This is a genomic window from Pseudomonas sp. RIT623, from assembly GCF_004519305.1.
Taxonomy (GTDB): Bacteria; Pseudomonadota; Gammaproteobacteria; order Pseudomonadales; family Pseudomonadaceae; genus Aquipseudomonas.
Map to the genome: position 1 here is coordinate 1 of NZ_SOZA01000009.1, position 20,950 is coordinate 20,950.

Consider the following 20,950-nt stretch of genomic DNA (forward strand, 5'->3'; position numbering starts at 1 on the left):
CCATGTGTCCGGTCTCTACAGATCCTTCAAAAAGGGACCCGCCGCAAGGGCGGAAAGGTGACTATGCGTCGACATCGCCAATGAATGCGCATACAACTCGCAAAACAACCAACAACCTCAACTATCCCGCCGCAAATCCTCAGGAATCGGCAAATCCTTGTTCAACGGATCAGGCGCCTTACCCCTCCCCGCCCGATACTGCCGAATCTGGAACACATAAGCCAACACCTGCGCCACCGCCAGGTAAAGCCCCGCCGGAATCTCCTGCTCAAGCTCGGTGGAATAGTAGATCGCCCGCGCCAGGGCAGGCGACTCGAGAATCTGTACCTTGTGCTCCACCCCGATCTCGCGAATCTTCAAAGCCATGAAATCCGTGCCCTTGGCCAGCAGCAACGGCGCCGAACCACCCTTCTCGGGGTCGTACTGCAAGGCCACCGCATAGTGGGTCGGGTTGGTGATGATCACGTCCGCATCCGGCACCGCCGCCATCATCCGCCGCTGCGACATCTCACGCTGCAACTGCCGGATCCGCTGCTTGACCTCAGGCTTGCCCTCGCTGTCCTTGTATTCGTCCTTCACTTCCTGCTTGGTCATCTTCATTTTCTTGTTCGTCTGGAACAGCTGGTACGGCACGTCGATCGCCGCGATCAGCAACAACCCAGCCGCCATCCACAAGGCACTCCAACCCACCACCTGGACAGCATGGATGATCGCCTGCTCCATGGGCTCGTTGGCGATTGCCAGCAACGCCTCGCGGTCGCTGGCCAGTACCAGCAACGCCACCATCAAGATCATGATGAACTTGGCCACCGCCTTGAGCAGCTCGGTCAGCGCATTCATCGAGAACATCCGCTTGATCCCCGACAGCGGGTTCATGCGACTGAACTTCGGCTGCAGCAGACTCCCGGAGAACAGGAAGCCACCCAAGGCAATGGGCGCGACGAAAGAGATGACGAACAACAGGATCAGGATCGGCTGCACCGACCAGATCGCCATCTTGCCCGAGGCCAGCAGGAACGCCCCCATGCTCCGCTCATCGACGATCACCTCGCGGGTCAGGCTGAAATTCATGCGCATCAACGTCATCAGCGTCTCGGCCAGGTAGCCGCCGAAGGCCAATAGCCCACCCGCCCCCGCCAAGGTCACCGCGACGGTATTGAGCTCCTTGGACCGGGCAACCTCACCTTTCTCGCGCGAGTCGCGCTTGCGCTTCTCGGTGGGTTCCTCTGTCTTGTCCTGACCGCTCTCGCTTTCTGCCATGCTCAGCGTGCCCGTGCCAGTTCACGCAGCCACTGCAGCGCTTCGCTGGCCAGTGCCTGGTAGTGGGAAAGGATATCGGCCAGGCCAACCCAGAAAATGCCCATGCCCAGCACCAGGGTCAGCGGGAAGCCAATGGAGAAGATGTTCAACTGCGGCGCGGCCCGGGTCATCACGCCGAAGGCGATGTTGACCACCAGCAGCGCGGCGATGGCCGGCAGGATCAGCAGCAACGCCGCCCCCAGCACCCAGCTCAGGCGCCCGGCCATTTCCCAGAAGTGACCCACCACCAAGGCATTGCCCACCGGCAAGGTGGTGAAGCTCTCGGTCAACACCTCGAACACCACCAGGTGGCCGTTCATCAGCAAAAACAGCACGCTGACCAACATGGTCATGAACTGGCTGATTACCGTGACGTTGACACCATTGGCCGGGTCGACCATGGAGGCGAACGCCATGCCCATCTGCACGGCGATGATCTGTCCGGCGATGACGAACGCCTGGAACAGCAACTGGAGGGAGAAACCGAACAACGCACCAACGATGACCTGCTCGGCGCACAGCAACATGCCGCGCAGGCTCAGCGGGTCGACTTCAGGCAACGGCGGCAGGCCCGGCACGATCACCACGGTGATCGCCACGGCGGCATACAGGCGCACCCGCGCCGGCAACATCTTGGTGCCGAAGATCGGCATGGTCATCAACACCGCCATCACCCGGAACAACGGCAGGATGAAGGTGGCGACCCAGGTACCGATCTGTGTGTCGGTCAGCTCCAGCATGGCGGCATCAACCGATCAGCTGCGGAATGCTGGTGTACAGGCCGATGAAGTACTCCATGAACTTCTGCACCAGCCAGGGCCCGGCGACGATCAGGGTGATCAGCATCACCAGCAGGCGCGGCAGGAAGCTCAGGGTCTGTTCGTTGATCTGCGTGGCCGCCTGGAACATCGCCACCACCAGGCCGATAAGCAGGCTCGGCACAACCAGCACGGCCACCATCAAGGTAGTCAGCCACAAGGCGTCGCGGAACAGGTCGACGGCGACTTCAGGTGTCATGCGAAGCTCTCCTTGACGGCGTCAGACACCGCCGAAACTGCCGGCCAGGGTACCCATGATCAGCGCCCAGCCATCGACCAGGACGAACAGCATGATCTTGAACGGCAACGAGATGATCAACGGCGACAGCATCATCATACCCATGGCCATCAGCACACTGGCGACCACCATGTCGATGATCAGGAACGGGATGAAGATCATGAAGCCGATCTGGAACGCGGTCTTGAGCTCCGAAGTGACGAACGCTGGCACCAGGATGGTCAGCGGCACCTGCTCGGGTCCGGCGATGTCGGTGCGCTTGGACAGGCGCATGAACATGTCCAGGTCGCTTTGCCGGGTCTGCGTCAGCATGAACTCCTTCAGCGGCCCCTGAGCTTTGTCGATGGCCTGCTGGGCGGTCATCTGCTCAGCCAGGTATGGCTGCAGCGCGTCCTTGTTCACCCGCTCGAACACCGGCGCCATGATGAACATGGTCAGGAACAGCGCCATGCCGGTGAGCACCTGGTTCGACGGCGTCTGCTGCAGGCCCAGGGCCTGACGCAGGATGGAGAAGACGATGATGATGCGGGTGAAGCTGGTCATCAGGATGACGAACGCCGGAATGAAGCTCAGCGCCGTCATGATCAGCAAGATCTGCAGGCTGACCGAATATTCCTGCTGCCCGTCCGCGCCATTGGACAAGGTGATGGCCGGAATCGACAGCGGGTCGGCGGCCAGGGCCAATGGCGCAGCCAGCAGCAGCGCCAGGGTCAACAACATGCGCAGTGCGCCGCTCATCACTTCTTGTCCTTCTGGTCCTTGCCCATCAGCTCGAGCAGCCGCTGGGCGAATTCCGGCGCGGCCTGGCGGGCGCCGGCGGGCACGTCGACAGGCTCGGCCAGCACATGCAAGGCCTCGATACTACCTGGGGTGTGGCCGATGAGGATCTGCTCCTTGCCCACCTGCACCAGCAGCAAGCGATCACGCGGGCCAATGGCGCGGCTGCCGACGATCTCGATCACCTGGGCGCCACGCTGCACCGAGCTTTGCATGCGTCGCAGCAGCCAGGCCAGGAAGAAGATCAGGCCGACCACCAGCAACAGGCCGAAGACCATCTGCGCCAGTTGCCCGCCCAGCCCGCCAGGCGCGGGCGCCGCGGTCGGCACGGCAGCGACTTCGGCGGCGATCACCACCTCGCTGGACAGCAGCGTAACCAGGGCCGTGAAGGCCCGCACCATGCCCTTCACTCAGCGCAGCTTCTTGATACGTTCGCTGGGGCTGATCACGTCGGTCAGGCGAATGCCGAACTTCTCGTTGACCACCACCACTTCGCCGTGGGCGATCAAGGTTCCGTTGACCAGCACGTCCAGCGGCTCGCCGGCCAGGCGATCGAGCTCGATCACCGACCCCTGGTTGAGCTGCAGCAGGTTGCGGATGCTGATCTCGGTGCTGCCCACTTCCATGGAGATGCTCACCGGGATGTCCAGGATCACGTCCAGGTTCGGGCCTTCGAGGCTGACGTTCTCGTTGGGCTTGGGCGAGCTGGCGAACTCTTCCATCGGCAGGCGGCCGGTACCCGAGGCGTCGGCAGCCAGCAGCGCGTCGATGTCGGACTGACCGGCATCACCGGTCTCTTCCAGGGCCGCGGCCCACTCATCGGCCAGGGCCTGTTCCTCGGGAGAAGTGATCTCGTTTTCGTTAGCCATGATTTCCTCGACAGGCATTCAATACGTTAGAGCGACCGGCACGCCGTCAGCGGCGTTCGATCGGGTCGATGATCTGCAGCGACAAGGTGCCCTTGTGCGAACCCAGCCGCGCCTTGAACGACGGCACGCCATTGGCGCGCAGCACCAGGTGCTCGGGGAGCTCCACCGGGATCACGTCGCCCGGCTGCATGTGCAGGATGTCACGCAGCTTGAGCTGGCGCCGGGCAACCGTGGCCGAGACCGGCACGTTGACGTCCAGCACGTCCTCGCGCAGGGCCTTGACCCAACGCTCGTCCTGGTCGTCCAGGTCGGACTGGAAGCCCGCATCGAGCATTTCACGCACCGGTTCGATCATCGAGTAGGGCATGGTCACGTGCAGGTCGCCGCCGCCGCCGTCCAGCTCGATATGGAAGGTCGAAACCACCACCGCCTCGCTGGGCCCGACGATGTTGGCCATGGCCGGGTTGACCTCGGAGTTGATGTACTCGAAGTTGACCGGCATGATCGCCTGCCAGGCTTCCTTGAGGTCGACGAAGCACTGGTCCAGGACCATGCGCACCACGCGCAGCTCGGTCGGGGTGAACTCACGGCCCTCGATCTTGGCATGACGCCCGTCGCCACCGAAGAAGTTATCCACCAGCTTGAACACCAGCTTGGCATCGAGGATGAACAGCGACGTGCCGCGCAGCGGCTTGATCTTGACCAGGTTCAGGCTGGTCGGCACATACAGCGAATGCACGTACTCGCCGAACTTCATCACCTGCACGCCGCCCACCGCCACGTCGGCGGAGCGCCGCAGCAGGTTGAACATGCTGATGCGCGTATAACGGGCGAACCGCTCGTTGATCATTTCCAGGGTCGGCATGCGCCCCCGGACGATACGATCCTGACTGGTCAGGTCGTAGCTCTTGATGCTGCCGGGTTCGGCGGCACTTTCGGTTTGTACCAGCCCATCGTCCACCCCATGCAACAGGGCGTCGATCTCATCCTGGGACAGCAGGTCCTGCACGGCCATCTATGTGCTCCTACTGCAATACGAAATTGGTGAACAGCAGTTGGTCGACGACCGGCCTGCCGACTTCTTTCTGTGCCACTTCCTGCACCACCGCGGTGGCTTTCTGACGCAGCATCTCTTGGCCGACCGGGCTGCTGGCGAGAGTATCGAAGCCCTGGCCGGAGAACATCATCACCAGGTTGTTGCGGATCACCGGCATGTGCACTTTCAGCGCGTCGAGGTCAGCCTGGCTGCGCCCCTGCATGGTGATGCTCACCTGCATGTAGCGCTGACGGCCATTCTGGTTGAAGTTGACCACGAAGGCCGGTGCCAGGGGCTCGTAGATCGCCGCCGCCTTGACGTTGCTCTGGGCCGCATCTGCCGCGGGCGCCGACTCGCTCTTATGCATGAAGAACCAGGTTGCGCCCACCGACAGACCGACCGCCAGGAGCAGGGCCAGCACCAGCAGCAGGATCAGCTTGAGTTTGCCTTTAGTGGCGGGGTCTTTCACTGCGTCGCTCTTCGCCATGCCAATAATCCGTCGTCCATCGCGGTTTCAAAGAAGGATGACGTGGCTTGAGCAAGTGTTATGCCAGATTTGTCAGAAGCTTACTGCGCGCCCCTGCAGGAGCGGCCTGGTGTCGCGCAAGGCCGCTCCTGCAGGGGCGTGGGCACAAAGACGTGGAACATCAGGCGTAGTAGTCGACCGCGCTGTCGCCTACCACCATCTGTTGCTCTACCGGGCCCGCAGCACCGGCCACTTCGCCGCCCTCGGCACCCGCCTCGGCACGCCGCGCGGCGACGCCCGACAGGTTGCTCGAACCACCCTGCTGCGCCTGCTGTTGCTGCTGGCCGCGAGACTGGTCGGCGACGCTGACATCCGGCTGGGCCAGGCCCTGCTGGGTGAATAACTCGCGCAGACGATGCACCTGGCTGTCGAGCGCATCACGCACACCGGCGTGACCGCTGACGAAGTGAATCTGCGTCGACTGGTCCGCCGCGACATTGACGCGAATGTCCAGGCGCCCCAGCTCAGCAGGCTCAAGCTGGATGTCCGCCGACTTGAGATTCTGGCTGGACAGGTACATCACCCGGTTGACCAGACCCTCGGTCCAGGCCCCCTGGTTCATCGCCAACGGCTGCTGCAGCGGGCTCGGGTTGACCGGTGCGGCGTTGGCGACCTTGGCGGTCACCGCCTGGCTGAGGTTGGCCAGGCGATTGGCGAAGTCATCGACCCGCGTATCGCTGCTGGCTCCCTTGATATCCTTGAGACCGTCGTCGAGCAGGCCGGCGAACGCCTTGTCGCCGTGCTCGGCATGCCCCGCCTCTGCTTCGCCCTTGCCAGCGAGATTCGCCAAGGTATTGACGGCAACGTTGGTCGGGTCGGCGGGTTGCTGACTAGGCTCACTACGCGGGCTTACCGCATGGGCCGAGGTCGTGCCCTTGGCCTGGGCGTCCTGTTCGAGCGCCAGGCGCAGGGTCGGCATGTCGGCCAGCGGGTCGGCATCAGGGTCGAACGCGGTCTTCGCCGCCTCATCCACCGCACCGAGCGCTACCGGCGCAGGTGCCGGCTGCAGCGGTAGCTGCACCGCCGCCTGCAATACCGGCGCCACCGCCTCGGCCTGGGCCTGGAGCAACTGCGCCCCCGGTTGGGCATCGGTTACCTGCCCGGCCACCAGGCTGGCGTCGAGCGGCGCGGTTGCTTCGCCGTCGTCGCTGTCGCTGGCGGGTAGCGGCTTGATAGTGGATGGCAAGCGCTTGCCGTCATCGGCAACCGTCGGCGCACTGCTGCCGCCCGGCTTGCCGTCGGCGGCAGGCTCCGCCGCGTCACGTTTCTTGCCTGGCGCGGCCTTGTCGTCACGCCCCGGCACACTGTCACGCCCCTGATTGGCCATGACCTTGTCGAAGCCGGCCCCCTGCTCGGGCGCCGCCTGCTGCGGCTTGTCCGCAGCGCCGACAGCCGGGCGAGGGGCCTTGCTCAGCAGGCCGGCTTGCAACAATGGATTGGGTGCGACAGGCATTGAAAGGTCTCCGCGCCAGAAACTGAAAAATCACATCTGGAGGAGGGAAAGCAAGACTCGCGCCAAGTTTTCGCTATTGCGCGGAAATTCGTTGTCGCTCGTCACGATAGAAGCGCTGCACCTCAAGGTATTCCTTATCGATGCGATTGATCAGGTCCTCGATGCCGTACAGTGGCTGCTGGCGCACACGCTCTTCAAGCTGCTGGCACAGAGCAGCCAACCCCATGGCACCCATATTGCTGCTGCTACCTTTGAAACTGTGTGCCGCCATCCCGAGCTCACTCGCATCCTTGGCCTCATGCAACTGGCTCAGACGCCGCTCGGAATCCTCCAGAAAGGTTTCCAGCAACTGCGGGTAGCCATCTTCCATGACCTCCTGAAGGTCACTCAGCACCTTGTGATCGATATTCACGTCCACTTGCTCACTCCCTGATCAAGCCTGATTACACCGGAGCCCGCACCCATTCACCATTCAAATTCCACCTGCGCCACCCGCCCACCCTCCAACCAGCGGGCCTGGCTCCCCAGGCGTCGCACCAGGCTCAGCCCTCGACCGCTGAAACCGCGGTCAGCCGGACTATCGGCCAGCACCTGCGCCACATCGAATCCGCTGCCACTGTCCCGGACTTCAATCATCAGACGCCCTCCGCCCCCCTGCGGTTCCACCCGCAAGTCAATGCTGACGAAGCCTGCGAGCGGCCCCGCCAAGCGCTCGGCGCGCTGGCGATAGTACTCCGCGAACCCCTGCGCGTCTCGCTTGAGCCGTGAATTCAGCCCTAGCACACCGTGCTCGAGGGCATTGGAGTACAACTCGCTGAGCACATTGTGCAATCGGCCGCTGCTGGGCCGCAGGCCATGGATCTCCTGCAGCAGTTGCACCAGGTAAGGCACGGGGTTGAAACGCCGCAAACTCTCGCCACGCAACTCGAAACGCAGCGACCAGTCCAGCGGGCTGGAACGCCCGCTGTCGGAGTAGACCACCGCCGGCGCGACCACCTGCCCAGGCCCGAGCATGCGAATATCGCACAGGCTGATGTCATCGCGCGCCTGGCCGCCGAAACACGCCAACGCCTGCATGACCTCGTCGAACAGGCAGGCCGGCTCGCGATTGCTCGCCAACACCTCACGCAAGCGCTGGACGCCGAACAGCCGCTCCCGGGCATCCGCGCTATCGACCACGCCATCGGACAACAGGAACAACCGCTCGCCAGCCGCCAGCGGCATGACCTCGGTGCTGTCGTCGAACTGCTCGGCACTCAGGATGCCCAGCGGCAGATGCCGCGAAGGCAGCACCGCCAGCACCTCACCCGCGGCGGACAAGCGGTAGCCATCGGGCATGCCGCCATTCCAAACCTCGACCGTGGCGCGCTGGAAACTCAAGTTGAGCAACAGCGCGCAACAGAACATGTCCACGGGCAGGATGCGCTTGAGCTTGGCATTCATCTCGCGCAATGTCTCGACCAGGCCGTAGCCCTTGGCGGTCATGCCGTAGAACACCTCGGCCAGCGGCATGGCGCCCACCGCGGCAGGCAGGCCGTGGCCGGTGAAGTCGCCGAGCAGCACATGCATGTCGCCAGACGGCGTGAACGCAGCCAGCAGCAGGTCGCCATTGAACAGCGCATAAGGCGATTGCAGGTAGCGGATGTTCGAGGCATTCAGGCAACCGGCATGGGCGACCTTGTCGAACACCGCCTTGGCCACCCGCTGCTCGTTGAGCAGGTGATGGTGGTGCCGGGTAATCTGGTCGCGCTGCTCGAGCACCGTGGCCTGCAGCCGGCGCAAGCGGTCCATGGCGCGGATCTTGGCGCCGAGGATCACCGCGCTGTAGGGCTTGGCCATGAAGTCATCGCCCCCGGCCTCGAGACAACGCACCAGCGCCTGCTCCTCGTTGAGCGAGGTGAGAAAGATGATCGGCACCAGCGCCTCGCCGGCCAACGCCTTGATCCGCCGCGCCGCCTCGAAACCGTCCATCACCGGCATCAGGGCGTCCAACAACACCAGTTGCGGACGCCGCTCGGCAAACAGCGCAACCGCCTGCTCGCCGTTTTCCGCGGTGAGCACCTCATGGCCTTGACGGCGGACGATCTGCGCAAGCAACAGGCGATCAGCGGCACCGTCCTCGGCCACCAGCACGGTCAACGCCTGTTCGGCAGGCATGATGACACTCAACTGATGTCGAACAGTTTTTCGAAATTGGAAATGGCCAGGATCTTGCGCACATCCGGGCTGGCGTGGACCACGCGGATATCCGGCTCCTCGCCGCCGACATGGTCGCGCAGCAGCAACAACATCCCCAGCGCCGAGCTGTCGAGATAGGTCGCTTCCTTGAGGTCGACCACCACCGAGTCCGGGCGCGGGCGCTGGCGCTCGTAGGCGTCCCGGAACTCCTGATGCTTGCCGAAATCGAAACGACCCTTGACCTTGATCGTCAGTTTTTTCCCGTCCTGTGAGAAATCAGTTTCGACTGCCATACGAGCGATTCCTTCGATAATGGCGAATGCAACTCCTGAAGGTTTAGCAGCCAGCCAAGCACCCCGCAAGCCGTAGCAGCCAGCCTTGCTGGCGAACCGGGCAACACCGTGCCTGGCACCGGCTGCGCCGGTGTTCGCGGCTAAGTCCGCTCCCACAGGGATCGCGCCAGATCGAGAAATATCAGCAAGGCAGTTGCGCCGACAAAGGGCGCCGCTAGATATGCCCTTGGCGCGGCAAGCGCTGGGACAGTTCGTCGAGCAGTTTCTGCTCACGCTTGTCCTCGGCCCGGCGCGCCTCGTCCATATACCGCTGCACCAGCTTGCGCAACCCTTCGACCCGGGCATAGGTCTGCTGCCAGGTATTGCGCGCGTTATTGAGGTTGGTCTGATGCCAGGCCATGCTTTGACGCTGCTGGGTCATCGCTGTTTCCAGCTGCCCGAGGAAGCGCTGGTAGTTGACCAGCCAGTTACCGTCGACCCCTTGCGAGCCTCGGTTGATCCACTGCTGCTGGTAGGCCTCGCGAAAACTCTCGAGCTCGGCCAGCTTGGCCTGGGCATCACCGAGCAACTTCTGGAAATGCCCCAGGCGCTGGGCAGCCTTGCGCTCAGCCTCCTCGGCCATCTCCACCACCGGCGCCAGGCGCGCGGCTCGGCTGGGCTGGGCCATGGCCTATCAGCCCGCCGGCGGCGCGAACACCGCGGCCAGTTCTTCACGGCTCTGCGCCATGCCGACGTTTTCATCCAGGCGCTGACGCAGGAAGTCCACCAGCTTGGGCTGCAGGGCGATGGCCAGGTCGGTTTCCGGATCGCCACCCGCCACATAGGCACCGACGCTGATCAGGTCGCGGCTCTGCGACAGGCGCGACCACAACTGCTTGAACTTCTGCGCCTGGCGCAGATGGTCCGGATCGACCACCTGGGGCATGACCCGGCTGATCGAGGCCTCGATGTCGATGGCGGGGTAATGCCCTTCCTCGGCCAAGCGCCGAGACAGCACGAAGTGACCGTCGAGCACACCCCGCGCCGAGTCGGCGATCGGGTCCTGCTGATCGTCGCCTTCGGACAGCACCGTGTAGAAGGCCGTGATCGAACCGCCCCCCGGCTCGCCGTTGCCGGCACGCTCCACCAGCTTGGGCAGCTTGGCGAACACCGAAGGCGGGTAACCACGGGTGGCCGGCGGCTCGCCGATGGCCAGGGCAATCTCGCGCTGGGCCTGGGCGAAACGGGTCAGCGAATCCATCAGCAACAGGACATTTTTGCCCTTGTCGCGGAAATACTCGGCAATTCGCGTACAGTACATGGCCGCGCGCAACCGCATCAGCGGCGCGTCGTCCGCGGGCGAAGCCACCACCACCGAACGCTTGAGCCCCTCCTCGCCAAGGATGTGCTCGATGAACTCCTTGACCTCGCGGCCCCGTTCACCGATCAGCCCAACCACGATGATCTCAGCCTCGGTAAAGCGGGTCATCATGCCCAGCAGCACCGATTTACCGACACCGGTACCGGCGAACAGGCCCAGGCGCTGGCCACGGCCAACGGTGAGCAGGCCGTTGATGCTGCGGATGCCCACGTCCAGCGGCTGGCTGATCGGGTCGCGATTGAGCGGGTTGATGATTGGCCCATCCATCGGCACCCAATCCTCGGCCTTCATGCCGCCCTTGCCGTCCAGCGCGCGCCCGGCGCCATCGAGCACCCGGCCAAGCATGCTCATGCCCATGGGCAGGCGACCGCTGTCGTCCAGCGGCACCACTCGCGCACCCGGCGCCAGGCCGACGATACTGCCGACCGGCATGAGGAACACCTTGCTACCGGCAAAGCCCATAACCTCGGCCTCGACCTGCACCGGATGGTAGCTGTCGTCGTTGATCACCAGGCAGCGGCTACCCACCGCCGCGCGCAAGCCTTCGGCCTCGAGGGTAAGGCCGACCATGCGCAGCAGGCGACCTTCGACGATCGGCTGCTCGGGCAGCTTCACCGCGTCGGCGTAGCCGTCCAGGCGCTTGCCGAAACTGGTGCGATCAAGGCGCATCGGCTTGATCCTGGGCGGCGTGAAGTTCGACCGAGATGTCCGGCGCCGCCGGGTGCAGCGCCTGGTCATGGGATTGGTCGAACAATTGCGCGATGGCCTTGTCGATCCGCGTTTCCATGGTCGCGTCAATGCGGCTATGGGCGGTTTCGATGCGACAGCCACCTGGCAGCAGCGCCTCGTCCTCGAGCAGCTTCCAGTTTTCCTCGTGACGCTCGCGCAGGGCCTTGGCCAGCTCGAAGTCCTGGGGGTTGAGGTGGATGCGGATATTGTCGGCACCCATCGGCAGCAGTTTCAGCGCTTCACGCAGGACATGGGTGATCTGGCTGGAGTCGCCGCGCAGCTCGCGGCCGATGACCTGGCGAGTCATGCCCGCCACCAGTTGCACCAGCGCCTTTTCGATCTGGGTGTCCTGTTCGGCGATCGGCTCGAGCAAGTGGCCCATGACCTGCTCGAGGCTGGCCAATTGGGCCGCCAAGGCCACTTCGGCCTCCTGGCGAACCTTCAGCTGGGTGCTGTGGAAGCCCTCCCGCTCACCGGTGGCGAAGCCTTCGTTGTAGGCCTCCTGGCGGATGGCCTCGAGCTCCTCGAGGGTCAGTGGCTGGACTTCATCCAGCGGCACCTCTTCGACTTCGTCCTCGATGACTTCCGGCTCGGGCTCAGGCTCAGGTTCTGGCTGCGGATCGAAGCTGGGCAACGCCCACACGTCGACGCCCTCGAGGTCGCGGGCGCGGATCAGGTCGCTAGGATGTTCGGTGGTGGACATGTTTTCAGGTACTCAAAAGCCATCTGCAAGCAACGCGCCCCCTGTAGGAGCGGCCTTGTGTCGCGAAAGGGCTGCAAAGCAGCCCCGGCAATTTTGCGCTGGCATCAAGATCGCGGGGCTGCTGCGCAGCCCTTTCGCGACACAAGGCCGCTCCCACAGCGTCACCAGTCGCAGGCTCAGATCATTTCCTCGGCGCCCTTGCCGCCAAGCACGATCTCGCCGGCCTCGGCCATGCGGCGGGCGATGGTGAGGATTTCCTTCTGCGCCGTTTCCACGTCGCTGACCCGCACCGGCCCCTTGGCCTCCAGGTCGTCGCGCAGCAGCTCGGACGCACGCTTGGACATGTTCTTGAAGATCTTGTCCTTGACCCGCTCGTCGGCCCCCTTGAGCGACACCACCAGCACGTCCGAGGACACCTCGCGCAACAGCGCCTGGATACCACGGTCGTCGACATCGGCCAGGTTGTTGAAGACGAACATCAGGTCTTCGATCTGCTCCGACAGGTCGCTGTCGATCTCGCGGATCGCGTCCATCAGCGCACCTTCCACGGAGCTATCGAGGAAGTTCATGATGTCCGCGGCGCGCTTGATACCACCCAAGGTGGTACGCGCGGCGTTGGAGTTGCCCGAGAACTGCTTCTCGAGGATCTGGTTCAGTTCCTTGAGCGCCGCCGGCTGCACGGTGTTGAGCGACGACACGCGCAAGACGATGTCCAGGCGCACCTTGTGGTCGAAATTACTCAGCACCTCGCCGGCCTGGTCGGGGTCGAGATAGGCGACCACGATGGCCTGGATCTGCGGGTGCTCGTAGCGGATGACGTCGGCCACGGCGCGCGGCTCCATCCACTTGAGGCTGTCCAGGCCGCTGGTGTTGCCACCGAGCAGGATACGGTCGATCAGGCCGTTGGCCTTGTCCTCGCCCAACGCCTGGTTGAGCATCTTGCGGATGTAGCCGTCGGAGCCGACGCCCAGGCTGGTCTGGTCGCCGACGATCTCGACGAACTCGCTCATCACCTGTTCGACCTGCTCGCGATGGACGTTGCCCATCTGCGCCATGGCCACACCGACCCGCTGCACTTCCTTGGGCCCCATGTGGCGCAGCACCTGCGCGGCATCGGTCTCGCCGAGCGAGAGCAGGAGGATGGCCGCCTTGTCGACGCGGCTCAGCTTGGCGGTAATGGCTCGATTGTCACTCATCGGCGTTGATCCACTCTTTCACGACCTGGGCCACGCGGCCCGGGTCTTCGGCCACCAGGCCCTTGATTGCGTTGAGCTGTGCCTCGTAACCCTCGCTCGGGCTTGGCAACAGAATGCTTGTCGGGCCACCCAGGCTGACGCGGTCGTTGGCCAGTTCGCCATCCAGACCGATCATGCCGCCCAGCTCCATGTCGCTATCCGTGGCCGCCTGCTTGCCGCCACCTGTGATGTTGTTGAGCACCGGACGCAGCACGCCGAACACCAGTACCAGGATGAACAGCACGCCCAGCACCTGCTTGACGATGTCCCAGAACCACGGCTGCGAGTAGAACGGAATGTCGCCCAGCTCGTCGCCACGGTCGGCGGCGAACGGCACGTTGATCACGGTCACGCTGTCGCCGCGGCTGGCATCGAAGCCCACCGCGTCCTGCACCAGGCGGGTGAAGCGCGCCAGGTCCTCGGCACCCCATGGGGTGCGGGTGGCTTCGCCGCTGGCGGCGTCCAGCTTGACCTGGTCGTCCACCACCACTGCCACCGACAGGCGGGTCAGGCGACCCTGCTGCTGGCGAGTGTGGCTGATGGAGCGGTCCAGCTCGAAGTTCTTGGTGCTTTGCTGGCGCTTGTCGCTCGGGTACGGAGCCAGCATTGGCTGGCCGGTGGCCGGGTCCATGATCTGCTGGCCGTTGGCATCCACCAGCGGCTGACCAGGCTGGATGGCGCCGGCCGGGGTGGCGCTGGCCTTGGCATTTTCGGGCGCGGAGGCGCCGGCCGGCGGCTGGTTGCTCAGCGCGCCCGGCACACCCTGCGGACCCTGGCTGCTGGCACGCTGTTCGTTGACCGACTGCTCGCTGCGCAGGGCCGGTTGGTCCGGGTTGAACTGCTCGGAGGTGGACTCGACGGCGCTGAAGTCGACATCGGCCGACACCTCGGCCTTATAGCGGTCGTTGCCCAGCACCGGTTGCAGGATGTTGTGCACGCGCTGGGTGAGCAGGCCTTCCATGCGGCGGCTATAGTCGAACTGCTTGCCGGCCATGGTCAGGGCGGTGTCCTGCAACTGGTCGGAGAGCAGATTGCCTTTCTGGTCGACCACGGTCACCTGGGACTTGTCCAGTTCCGGCACGCTGGTCGCCACCAGGTTGACGATGGCCATCACCTGGCCAGCCTCCAGGGCGCGACCCGGATACAGTTCGACCAGCACCGAGGCGCTGGGCTTGCGTTCGTCACGGACGAACACCGAGCTTTTCGGAATCGCCAGGTGCACGCGGGCGGCCTTGACATTGTTCAGGCTCGAAACGGTGCGTGCCAGCTCGCCTTCCAGGCCACGGCGGTAGCGGGTGGCTTCCATGAACTGGCTGGTACCCAGTCCCTGGTCCTTGTCGAGCAGCTCGAAGCCGACGTTGCCGTCGCTGGGGGCCACGCCGGCGGCGGCGAGTTTCAGGCGCGCACGGGAGAGGTCGTCGGCCTTGACCAGCAGCGCGCCGGAGTTGGGCTCCACGCGGTAGGGAATGTCGGCCGAGGCCAGGGTATCGATCACCTGCTTGGTGTCCATGCCCGCCAGGCTGCCGTACAGCGGCCGGTAGTCCGGCTGCTGCGACCAGAGCACCACGGCAAAGCCGATGGCCACGCTCGCGGCCAGGCCGACCAGCAGGCCAACCTGACGCAGCATGGGCATCTGCGAGATGTTTTCCAGGAACGCCATGCCGAACAGCGGCGGCTTGGCGACTGGCGGGCCACTTTTGGCGGGGGCGTTATCGACGACTGCTTCGGCCATGACTCACTCTCGCCCTTATACCGGCATCTGCATGATGTCCTGGTACGCCTGTACCAGCTTGTTGCGCACCTGGGTCAGGGCCTGGAACGACACGGAGGCTTTCTGCGAGGCAATCATCACATCGGTCAGGTCGACACCGCTCTTGCCGATCTCGAAGGCATTGGCCAGTTGGGTGGACGCCTGCTGCGTCTCATGCACCTTGCCAATGGCCTGGCCGAGCATGTCGGCAAAACTGCTCTGCCCTGGCGCCAACTCGGGCGCGGCAGCCACCTTGGGCAGGGACATGGCATCGGCCTGCATGGCACGCATGTCCAACATCAGACGATTGAATTCAACACCTTGGGTCATGGACTTCTCTCTCCGGCGGCCGCATTTTTTTGACACTCATGCAGCGAATGAGCTGGAACTAGCAAGAGGAGTGCCAGCCAGCCCAGGGACTATTCAAAACAGTGGCTCAACCGAACAGGCTGGCCTCGACATCGAAGCCGGCGTCACGCATCTGCGCCAGCTTGTAGCGCAGCGTGCGCGGGCTGATCCCCAGGCGCTCAGCGGCTTCCTTGCGACGCCCGCGCTCGGCGCGCAGGGTGTCGATGATCATCTGGAACTCGTGGCGGCGCATGTCGCCTTCCAAGCCGCCTATCTCTGCCCCCGCCCCGCCAGCCGTATCGACGCATAATGGCTCAATAGTGGCCATTTTCGCCGACGACAATGGAATGGCGCCGGCCAGACAGAAATCCGCCGCCTCGATGACGCCACCCTGCTGCAGGATCAGCGCCCGCTGCAGGGCGTTGTCCAGTTCACGCACGTTGCCCGGCCAGGAGTAGGCTTGCAGGCAGGCACGCGCGTGCGCAGACAGCGTTACCCGGGCATGGCGCATCTTCGCCACATGCCGTGCCAGCAGGCGCTCGGCCAGCGGCAGGATATCGGCAGGCCGCTCGCGCAATGCCCGCCAGGCCATGGGGAACACCGACAGGCGATAGTAGAGGTCTTCGCGGAAACGCCCCGCCGCGACCTCGCCAGCCAAGTCGCGGTTGGTGGTGGCCAGCACCCGGATATCCAGCGCGATCGGCTTGCGCCCGCCGACCCGTTCGACCTCGCGCTCCTGTAACACACGCAGCAACTTGGCCTGCAAGCCCAGCGGCATTTCGGAAATCTCGTCCAGCAGCAAGGTGCCGCCATCGGCCTGCTCGAACTTACCCGCCTGGGCGGCAATGGCCCCGGTGAACGCGCCCTTCTCGTGGCCGAACAACGTGGCCTCGAGCATGTTGTCGGGAATCGCCGCGCAGTTGATCGCGACGAAGGCCTGCCCGGCCCGCGGCGACTGCTGGTGGATATAACGGGCGAGCACCTCCTTGCCCGTGCCCGACTCACCGGAAATCAACACCGTGGAATCGCTACGCGCAACACGCACGGCCAATTCCAGCAATTGCCGGCTGGCCGGCTCGCAGGCCACCGGCCCCTCCTCTTCCGCCGCGCCCACGGCATGCCGCGCCACCAGGCTGAGCAGGGCCTTGGGCTCGAATGGCTTGACCAGGTAATCGGCGGCGCCTTGGCGCATGGCGTCGACCGCCCGCTCCACCGCGGCGTGGGCAGTCATCAGCAATACTGGCAGCTGCGGCTGCTGGCGACGCAATTGCGCGAGCAACTGATGACCGTCCATGCCCGGCATGTTCACATCGCTGACCACCAGGCCGAACGCCTCTTCATCCACCACACGCAACGCCTCTTCGGCGCTGCCAACGGCACGGTGGGCGAACCCGCCGATCTCCAGGGTATCGGCCAGGGCCTGACGCAACACGCGATCATCCTCGACCAGCAGCACCTTGATACTCATCACCCCCTCTCCTCACGCGCCTCGAACAGCGGCAGCACCACCGTCACACAGGTACCGCGCCCAACCTTCGAACGCAGGCGCAACTCGCCACGATGGGCGCGGACCACGGCCTGGACCACCGCCAGGCCCAAGCCGGTGCCAGTGGCCTTGGTGGTCAGGAACGGCTCGCCCAGACGCTCCAGCAACTGCGCATCGATGCCGCTGCCGGCATCGCTGACACACAGCTGCAAGCCACCCTCGCGGCGCATCAGGTGCACCTTCAGCCGCGCCGGCTCGACGCTGGCCTGCAAGGCGTTCTCGATCAGGTTGAGCATGGCGCCGACCAAGGTATCGCGATTGCACAACACCTCACCCAGGTGGCTATCGCACTGCCAACGCACCGCATGCCCCTGCACATGGGCTTGCGCCGCCTGCTGCAAGGCCTGGAACAACGCCTTGGGGCTGACCCGGTCGTTGAGCGGCAGCTCGCCGCGGGCGAACACCAGCATGTCGCGCACCTGGTGCTCCAGTTCGTGCAGGCGCTCCTTGAGGTTACCGGCGAAACGCAGGCGGGTTTCCCCGGGCAGGTCCTGCGCAGGGTCCGCCAGGTGGCTGGCATAGAGCATCGCGGCCGACAGCGGCGTGCGGATCTGGTGGGCCAGCGAAGCCACCATGCGCCCCAGCGACGACAGGCGCTGATGGCGCGCCAATTGATCCTGTAGACGACGGGTTTCGGTCAGGTCGTTGAGCAGCACCAACTGCCCGGGCTCGGCATCCAGCGAGCGCGTGGCGATCGACAGGCGCCGACCGTCACGCAGGGAGACCTCATGGCCATCGTCCTCGCGCGGCGCGAAGCTGCGAGCGATCACTTGCCGCCAGAGCTGCCCCAGCAACGGCTCGCCAAGCAACTCGCAAGCGGCTGGATTGGCCTCGCGCACGTAACCGTCGCCATCGATCACGATCACCCCGCCGGGCAACAGGTCGAGCAGGTTTTGCAGACGATTGGCCAGGCGCTCCTTCTCATCCAGCTCGGCCATGCGCTGACCACTGACCACCGCCAACTCACCCTTGAGTTCACTGACCCGGGCCTCGAGCAGGTTGTAGGACTGACTCAGCTGGCTGGAAACCTGGTCGAACAGGGCGAATGCCTGTTCAAGGCCCTGCCGGCTTTCCTGTTCGAGCGGGGTGTGCCCGCGCGGATCGGGGGCTGGGGAACGGTGGGCGGCCTGGGGCATCGTGCTCTCTCGCATGGCTGACCGTCATAAAAACGGTATGTTGCCTGCGGTGTAGCAATAGCCGTGCCGGAGATGGGGATAAAGGAAGGTTGGCGGGCGGGTTGTTGATCAGGCTCAAGGGGCTGGCCATAAGCCTGACCCGACCTGATTTCTGTGTGAGCGGCCCCTGATTACAGCGCTGAGCCGATGCCGCCAGGGCCGCTGCGCGCCCCTTTCGCGACACAAGGCCGCTCCTACAAGGTACGCGCAAACCTGCCCAGCCGGCAGCCCATCACTCGTCGGCCTGTTCCTCGCCGCCTTGGCGGCTCATGCCGTACTTGCGCATCTTCTCCACCAGCGTGGTGCGGCGAATGCGCAGGCGCTCGGCGGCACGGGCGACGATGCCGTTGGCATCGTCCAGCGCCTGCTGGATCAGCCCCTGCTCCAGGCTGCCAAGGTAGTCCTTGAGGTCCAACCCTTCGGGCGGCAGCATGGCATGGTTGGCGAAGTTCGGCGCGTGGCCATTGATCGCCACGCGCTCCTCGAGATCGGAACGCAGGCTGTCGACCAACTGCTCGTCCTCGTCATCCACATAGCGGAACTTCTTCGGCAGTTCCGCCACGCCAATCACCCCGTACGGATGCATGATCGCCATGCGCTCCACCAGGTTGGCCAGCTCGCGCACATTGCCCGGCCAACCGTGACGGCACAGCGACATGATCGAGGCAGAGTTGAAGCGAATCGAACCGCGCTTCTCGTGCTCCATGCGCGAGATCAGCTCGTTCATCAGCAGAGGGATGTCTTCCACCCGCTCACGCAACGGCGCCATCTCGATGGGGAACACGTTCAACCGGTAATACAAGTCTTCGCGGAAGGTACCGTCCTCGATCATGCTCTCGAGGTTCTTGTGGGTCGCGGCGATGATGCGCACGTCGATGCTCTGGGTCTTGTTGCTGCCCACGCGCTCGAAAGTACGCTCCTGCAACACCCGCAGCAGCTTGACCTGCATCGGCAACGGCATGTCGCCGATCTCGTCGAGGAACAGGGTGCCGCCGTTGGCCAGCTCGAAGCGTCCGGCACGGCTGGTGATCGCCCCGGTGAAGGCGCCCTTCTCGTGACCGAACAGCTCGCTCTCGAGCAGTTCCGCCGGGATCGCCCCGCAATTGACCGGCACGAACGGCGCCTCGCGACGCTTGGAGTGGTAGTGCAGGTTGCGCGCTACCACCTCCTTGCCAGTGCCGGACTCACCGAGGATCAACACGCTGGCGTCGGTGTCGGCCACCTGCTGCATCATCTGCCGCACGTGCTGGATGGCACGGCTGGTGCCCACCAGGCTGCGGAACAGATTCGGCTCGCGCTGACGACCGCGCTCGCGGGCCTGGTCGTACATCTCGCGATAGACCTGGGCACGGTGCAGCGAATCGAGCAACTGGCTGTAGCTGGGCGGCATCTCCAGGTTGGAGAGCACACGACGGCGCAGGTCCTCGGGGAACTCTGCGGAAGAAATTTCACCCAAAAGCAGCACCGGAAGGAACTCATCCCAGCCAGCCACTGTCTTAAGGAGCCCCAGCACACTGGCTGGCGCATTTACGGTCCCGATCAGGACACACAGCACTTCACGACTGGAAGACAAACCTTCGACCACCTGCTGCCAGTCCTGGCTGGAGCAAGAAAGGTTTTCTTCGCCGAGAAAATTCAGGACCACCGCCAGATCGCGGCGGCGTTCGCTGTCGTCATCGATCAGGAGAATCTTGGTTTCACGCCACATGCAATAGCAACTTCCCTAGTCATATCGGCGCCCGAAGGCGTGCACGACATCATTCCGACTGAATGGTCAGTGTTCGGACGTCTGAATTTCGAAAACAGCCACTAGTAAAGTCAAAAAGACCGTAACAGTCAAATTTATGGCGCATCTTACTCAGTTCGGTGCATCTTAACTGAATAAATGGTAAACCTTCGAAGCATTCTTTGCTTGCTTGATCTGGGTCATCTCATCGGCGATTGCCTGGCGCTCGCCGATGGTGGCATCGAGCAGGTCGCGGTAGACCTCCAGCAGCCCCTCCAGACGCTCCTTGACCAGCGCTTCGTCGAGGCTTGGCGCACTGAGCATGTCGTCGATGCAGGTGCGGCAACTCTCGTCGAGCGTGCGAATGGCCTCCCAGTCACGGGCAGCCAGGGCATCGCGCAAGGCGTCCTGGGTTTCTTCGAAACGTTGCAGCGCGCTGCTCATGGTTGACTCCTCAGCCGGCCGGCTGTGCATCGGCAATGGCATCCCAACCGCTCTTGACGGTGATCAGCAGTTGCGCGACCTCGTCGATGATCGCCGGGTCGTTGTCGATGTTAGCCTGCATCAGGCGGTTGGTCATGTAGGCGTACAGGCTCGACAACTGCTCGATATAGGCAGGGTCCGCGCTCTTCTGCGCATCGAGGCCGTCGCTCAGGCCAATGATGATATCGATCGCCTTGCCCAGCATCAGGCCTTTCTCGGCGATGTCGCCACGGGCCAGCGCACCTTTGGCCTGGGCCATGCGATCGAGCCCACCCTCCATCAGCATCTGCACCAGGCGATGGGGCGTGGCTTCGGAAATCTGGGCATGGGAATTGACCTTCTGGTACTGACGAAGGGCTCTCATGGGATTCATCTTGCGACCTCGTGACGGGCAAAAACGACTGGTTC

General features: G+C 64.1%; 23 protein-coding genes. All 23 read right to left on the minus strand.

Features of this window, described 5'->3' with window-relative positions; all coding sequences use genetic code 11:
- Positions 1 to 117: 117 nt before the first annotated feature.
- Positions 118 to 1,260 (minus strand): flagellar biosynthesis protein FlhB, encoded by a 1,143-nt coding sequence (gene flhB, locus E3U47_RS08660; RefSeq protein ID WP_134690814.1) that lies wholly within the window; start codon positions 1,258 to 1,260, stop codon positions 118 to 120.
- 2 nt (positions 1,261 to 1,262) lie between these two features.
- On the minus strand, positions 1,263 to 2,039 hold the full coding sequence (gene fliR, locus E3U47_RS08665; RefSeq protein ID WP_134690816.1) for a flagellar biosynthetic protein FliR: 777 nt from the start codon (positions 2,037 to 2,039) through the stop codon (positions 1,263 to 1,265).
- A 7-nt stretch (positions 2,040 to 2,046) separates the two neighbouring features.
- The gene (gene fliQ / locus E3U47_RS08670) at positions 2,047 to 2,316 is read right to left on the minus strand and encodes a flagellar biosynthesis protein FliQ (RefSeq protein ID WP_023630488.1); all 270 of its coding nucleotides are present in this window, start codon (positions 2,314 to 2,316) and stop codon (positions 2,047 to 2,049) included.
- 21 nt (positions 2,317 to 2,337) lie between these two features.
- Positions 2,338 to 3,093 (minus strand): flagellar type III secretion system pore protein FliP, encoded by a 756-nt coding sequence (gene fliP / locus E3U47_RS08675; protein WP_134690818.1) that lies wholly within the window; start codon positions 3,091 to 3,093, stop codon positions 2,338 to 2,340.
- Positions 3,093 to 3,542, minus strand: a complete 450-nt coding sequence (gene fliO, locus E3U47_RS08680) for a flagellar biosynthetic protein FliO (RefSeq protein WP_372239495.1) — start codon at positions 3,540 to 3,542, stop codon at positions 3,093 to 3,095. The genes fliP and fliO overlap by 1 nt, the downstream gene beginning before the upstream one ends.
- A complete protein-coding gene (gene fliN, locus E3U47_RS08685; protein ID WP_134690820.1) occupies positions 3,543 to 4,001 on the minus strand; it encodes a flagellar motor switch protein FliN in 459 nt (152 codons plus the stop codon).
- 46 nt (positions 4,002 to 4,047) lie between these two features.
- Positions 4,048 to 5,016 (minus strand): flagellar motor switch protein FliM, encoded by a 969-nt coding sequence (gene fliM, locus E3U47_RS08690; RefSeq protein ID WP_134690822.1) that lies wholly within the window; start codon positions 5,014 to 5,016, stop codon positions 4,048 to 4,050.
- Positions 5,017 to 5,026: 10 nt separating this feature from the next.
- Positions 5,027 to 5,524 carry a flagellar basal body-associated protein FliL gene (gene fliL / locus E3U47_RS08695; protein ID WP_134690824.1) on the minus strand — a complete coding sequence of 166 codons (498 nt, stop codon included), beginning with the start codon at positions 5,522 to 5,524 and terminating at the stop codon, positions 5,027 to 5,029.
- A gap of 160 nt (positions 5,525 to 5,684) precedes the next feature.
- Positions 5,685 to 7,016 (minus strand): flagellar hook-length control protein FliK, encoded by a 1,332-nt coding sequence (locus E3U47_RS08700; protein WP_134690826.1) that lies wholly within the window; start codon positions 7,014 to 7,016, stop codon positions 5,685 to 5,687.
- 73 nt (positions 7,017 to 7,089) lie between these two features.
- The gene (locus E3U47_RS08705) at positions 7,090 to 7,386 is read right to left on the minus strand and encodes an Hpt domain-containing protein (protein WP_134691036.1); all 297 of its coding nucleotides are present in this window, start codon (positions 7,384 to 7,386) and stop codon (positions 7,090 to 7,092) included.
- Positions 7,387 to 7,481: 95 nt separating this feature from the next.
- The gene (locus tag E3U47_RS08710) at positions 7,482 to 9,173 is read right to left on the minus strand and encodes a fused response regulator/phosphatase (RefSeq protein WP_134690828.1); all 1,692 of its coding nucleotides are present in this window, start codon (positions 9,171 to 9,173) and stop codon (positions 7,482 to 7,484) included.
- A gap of 8 nt (positions 9,174 to 9,181) precedes the next feature.
- Complete coding sequence (locus E3U47_RS08715) at positions 9,182 to 9,487, minus strand: STAS domain-containing protein (RefSeq protein WP_023631003.1); 306 nt, start codon at positions 9,485 to 9,487, stop codon at positions 9,182 to 9,184.
- 214 nt (positions 9,488 to 9,701) lie between these two features.
- Positions 9,702 to 10,154, minus strand: a complete 453-nt coding sequence (fliJ, locus tag E3U47_RS08720; protein WP_104445087.1) for a flagellar export protein FliJ — start codon at positions 10,152 to 10,154, stop codon at positions 9,702 to 9,704.
- Between the two features lie 6 nt (positions 10,155 to 10,160).
- Positions 10,161 to 11,516 (minus strand): flagellar protein export ATPase FliI, encoded by a 1,356-nt coding sequence (gene fliI / locus E3U47_RS08725; RefSeq protein WP_134690830.1) that lies wholly within the window; start codon positions 11,514 to 11,516, stop codon positions 10,161 to 10,163.
- Entirely contained in the window at positions 11,506 to 12,279 is a 774-nt protein-coding gene (fliH, locus tag E3U47_RS08730) for a flagellar assembly protein FliH (protein WP_134690832.1), read from the minus strand. Before fliH ends, fliI begins: the two co-directional genes overlap by 11 nt.
- Before the next feature lie 176 nt (positions 12,280 to 12,455).
- Positions 12,456 to 13,475: a flagellar motor switch protein FliG gene (fliG, locus tag E3U47_RS08735; RefSeq protein WP_028692791.1), complete on the minus strand. Its 1,020-nt coding sequence runs from the start codon at positions 13,473 to 13,475 to the stop codon at positions 12,456 to 12,458.
- Complete coding sequence (gene fliF / locus E3U47_RS08740) at positions 13,468 to 15,246, minus strand: flagellar basal-body MS-ring/collar protein FliF (protein WP_134690834.1); 1,779 nt, start codon at positions 15,244 to 15,246, stop codon at positions 13,468 to 13,470. Before fliF ends, fliG begins: the two co-directional genes overlap by 8 nt.
- 15 nt (positions 15,247 to 15,261) lie before the next feature.
- Entirely contained in the window at positions 15,262 to 15,594 is a 333-nt protein-coding gene (gene fliE / locus E3U47_RS08745) for a flagellar hook-basal body complex protein FliE (protein ID WP_104445083.1), read from the minus strand.
- Between the two features lie 106 nt (positions 15,595 to 15,700).
- The gene (locus tag E3U47_RS08750) at positions 15,701 to 17,080 is read right to left on the minus strand and encodes a sigma-54 dependent transcriptional regulator (RefSeq protein ID WP_134690836.1); all 1,380 of its coding nucleotides are present in this window, start codon (positions 17,078 to 17,080) and stop codon (positions 15,701 to 15,703) included.
- Positions 17,080 to 18,294, minus strand: a complete 1,215-nt coding sequence (locus tag E3U47_RS08755) for a PAS domain-containing sensor histidine kinase (protein WP_134691038.1) — start codon at positions 18,292 to 18,294, stop codon at positions 17,080 to 17,082. Before E3U47_RS08755 ends, E3U47_RS08750 begins: the two co-directional genes overlap by 1 nt.
- A gap of 271 nt (positions 18,295 to 18,565) precedes the next feature.
- On the minus strand, positions 18,566 to 20,041 hold the full coding sequence (gene fleQ, locus E3U47_RS08760; protein ID WP_134690838.1) for a transcriptional regulator FleQ: 1,476 nt from the start codon (positions 20,039 to 20,041) through the stop codon (positions 18,566 to 18,568).
- Positions 20,042 to 20,206: 165 nt separating this feature from the next.
- Positions 20,207 to 20,503, minus strand: coding sequence for a flagellar protein FliT (locus tag E3U47_RS08765; protein ID WP_104445079.1), 297 nt, complete (start codon positions 20,501 to 20,503; stop codon positions 20,207 to 20,209).
- 10 nt (positions 20,504 to 20,513) lie between these two features.
- Positions 20,514 to 20,915, minus strand: a complete 402-nt coding sequence (gene fliS, locus E3U47_RS08770; RefSeq protein WP_104445078.1) for a flagellar export chaperone FliS — start codon at positions 20,913 to 20,915, stop codon at positions 20,514 to 20,516.
- Positions 20,916 to 20,950 lie beyond the last annotated feature (35 nt).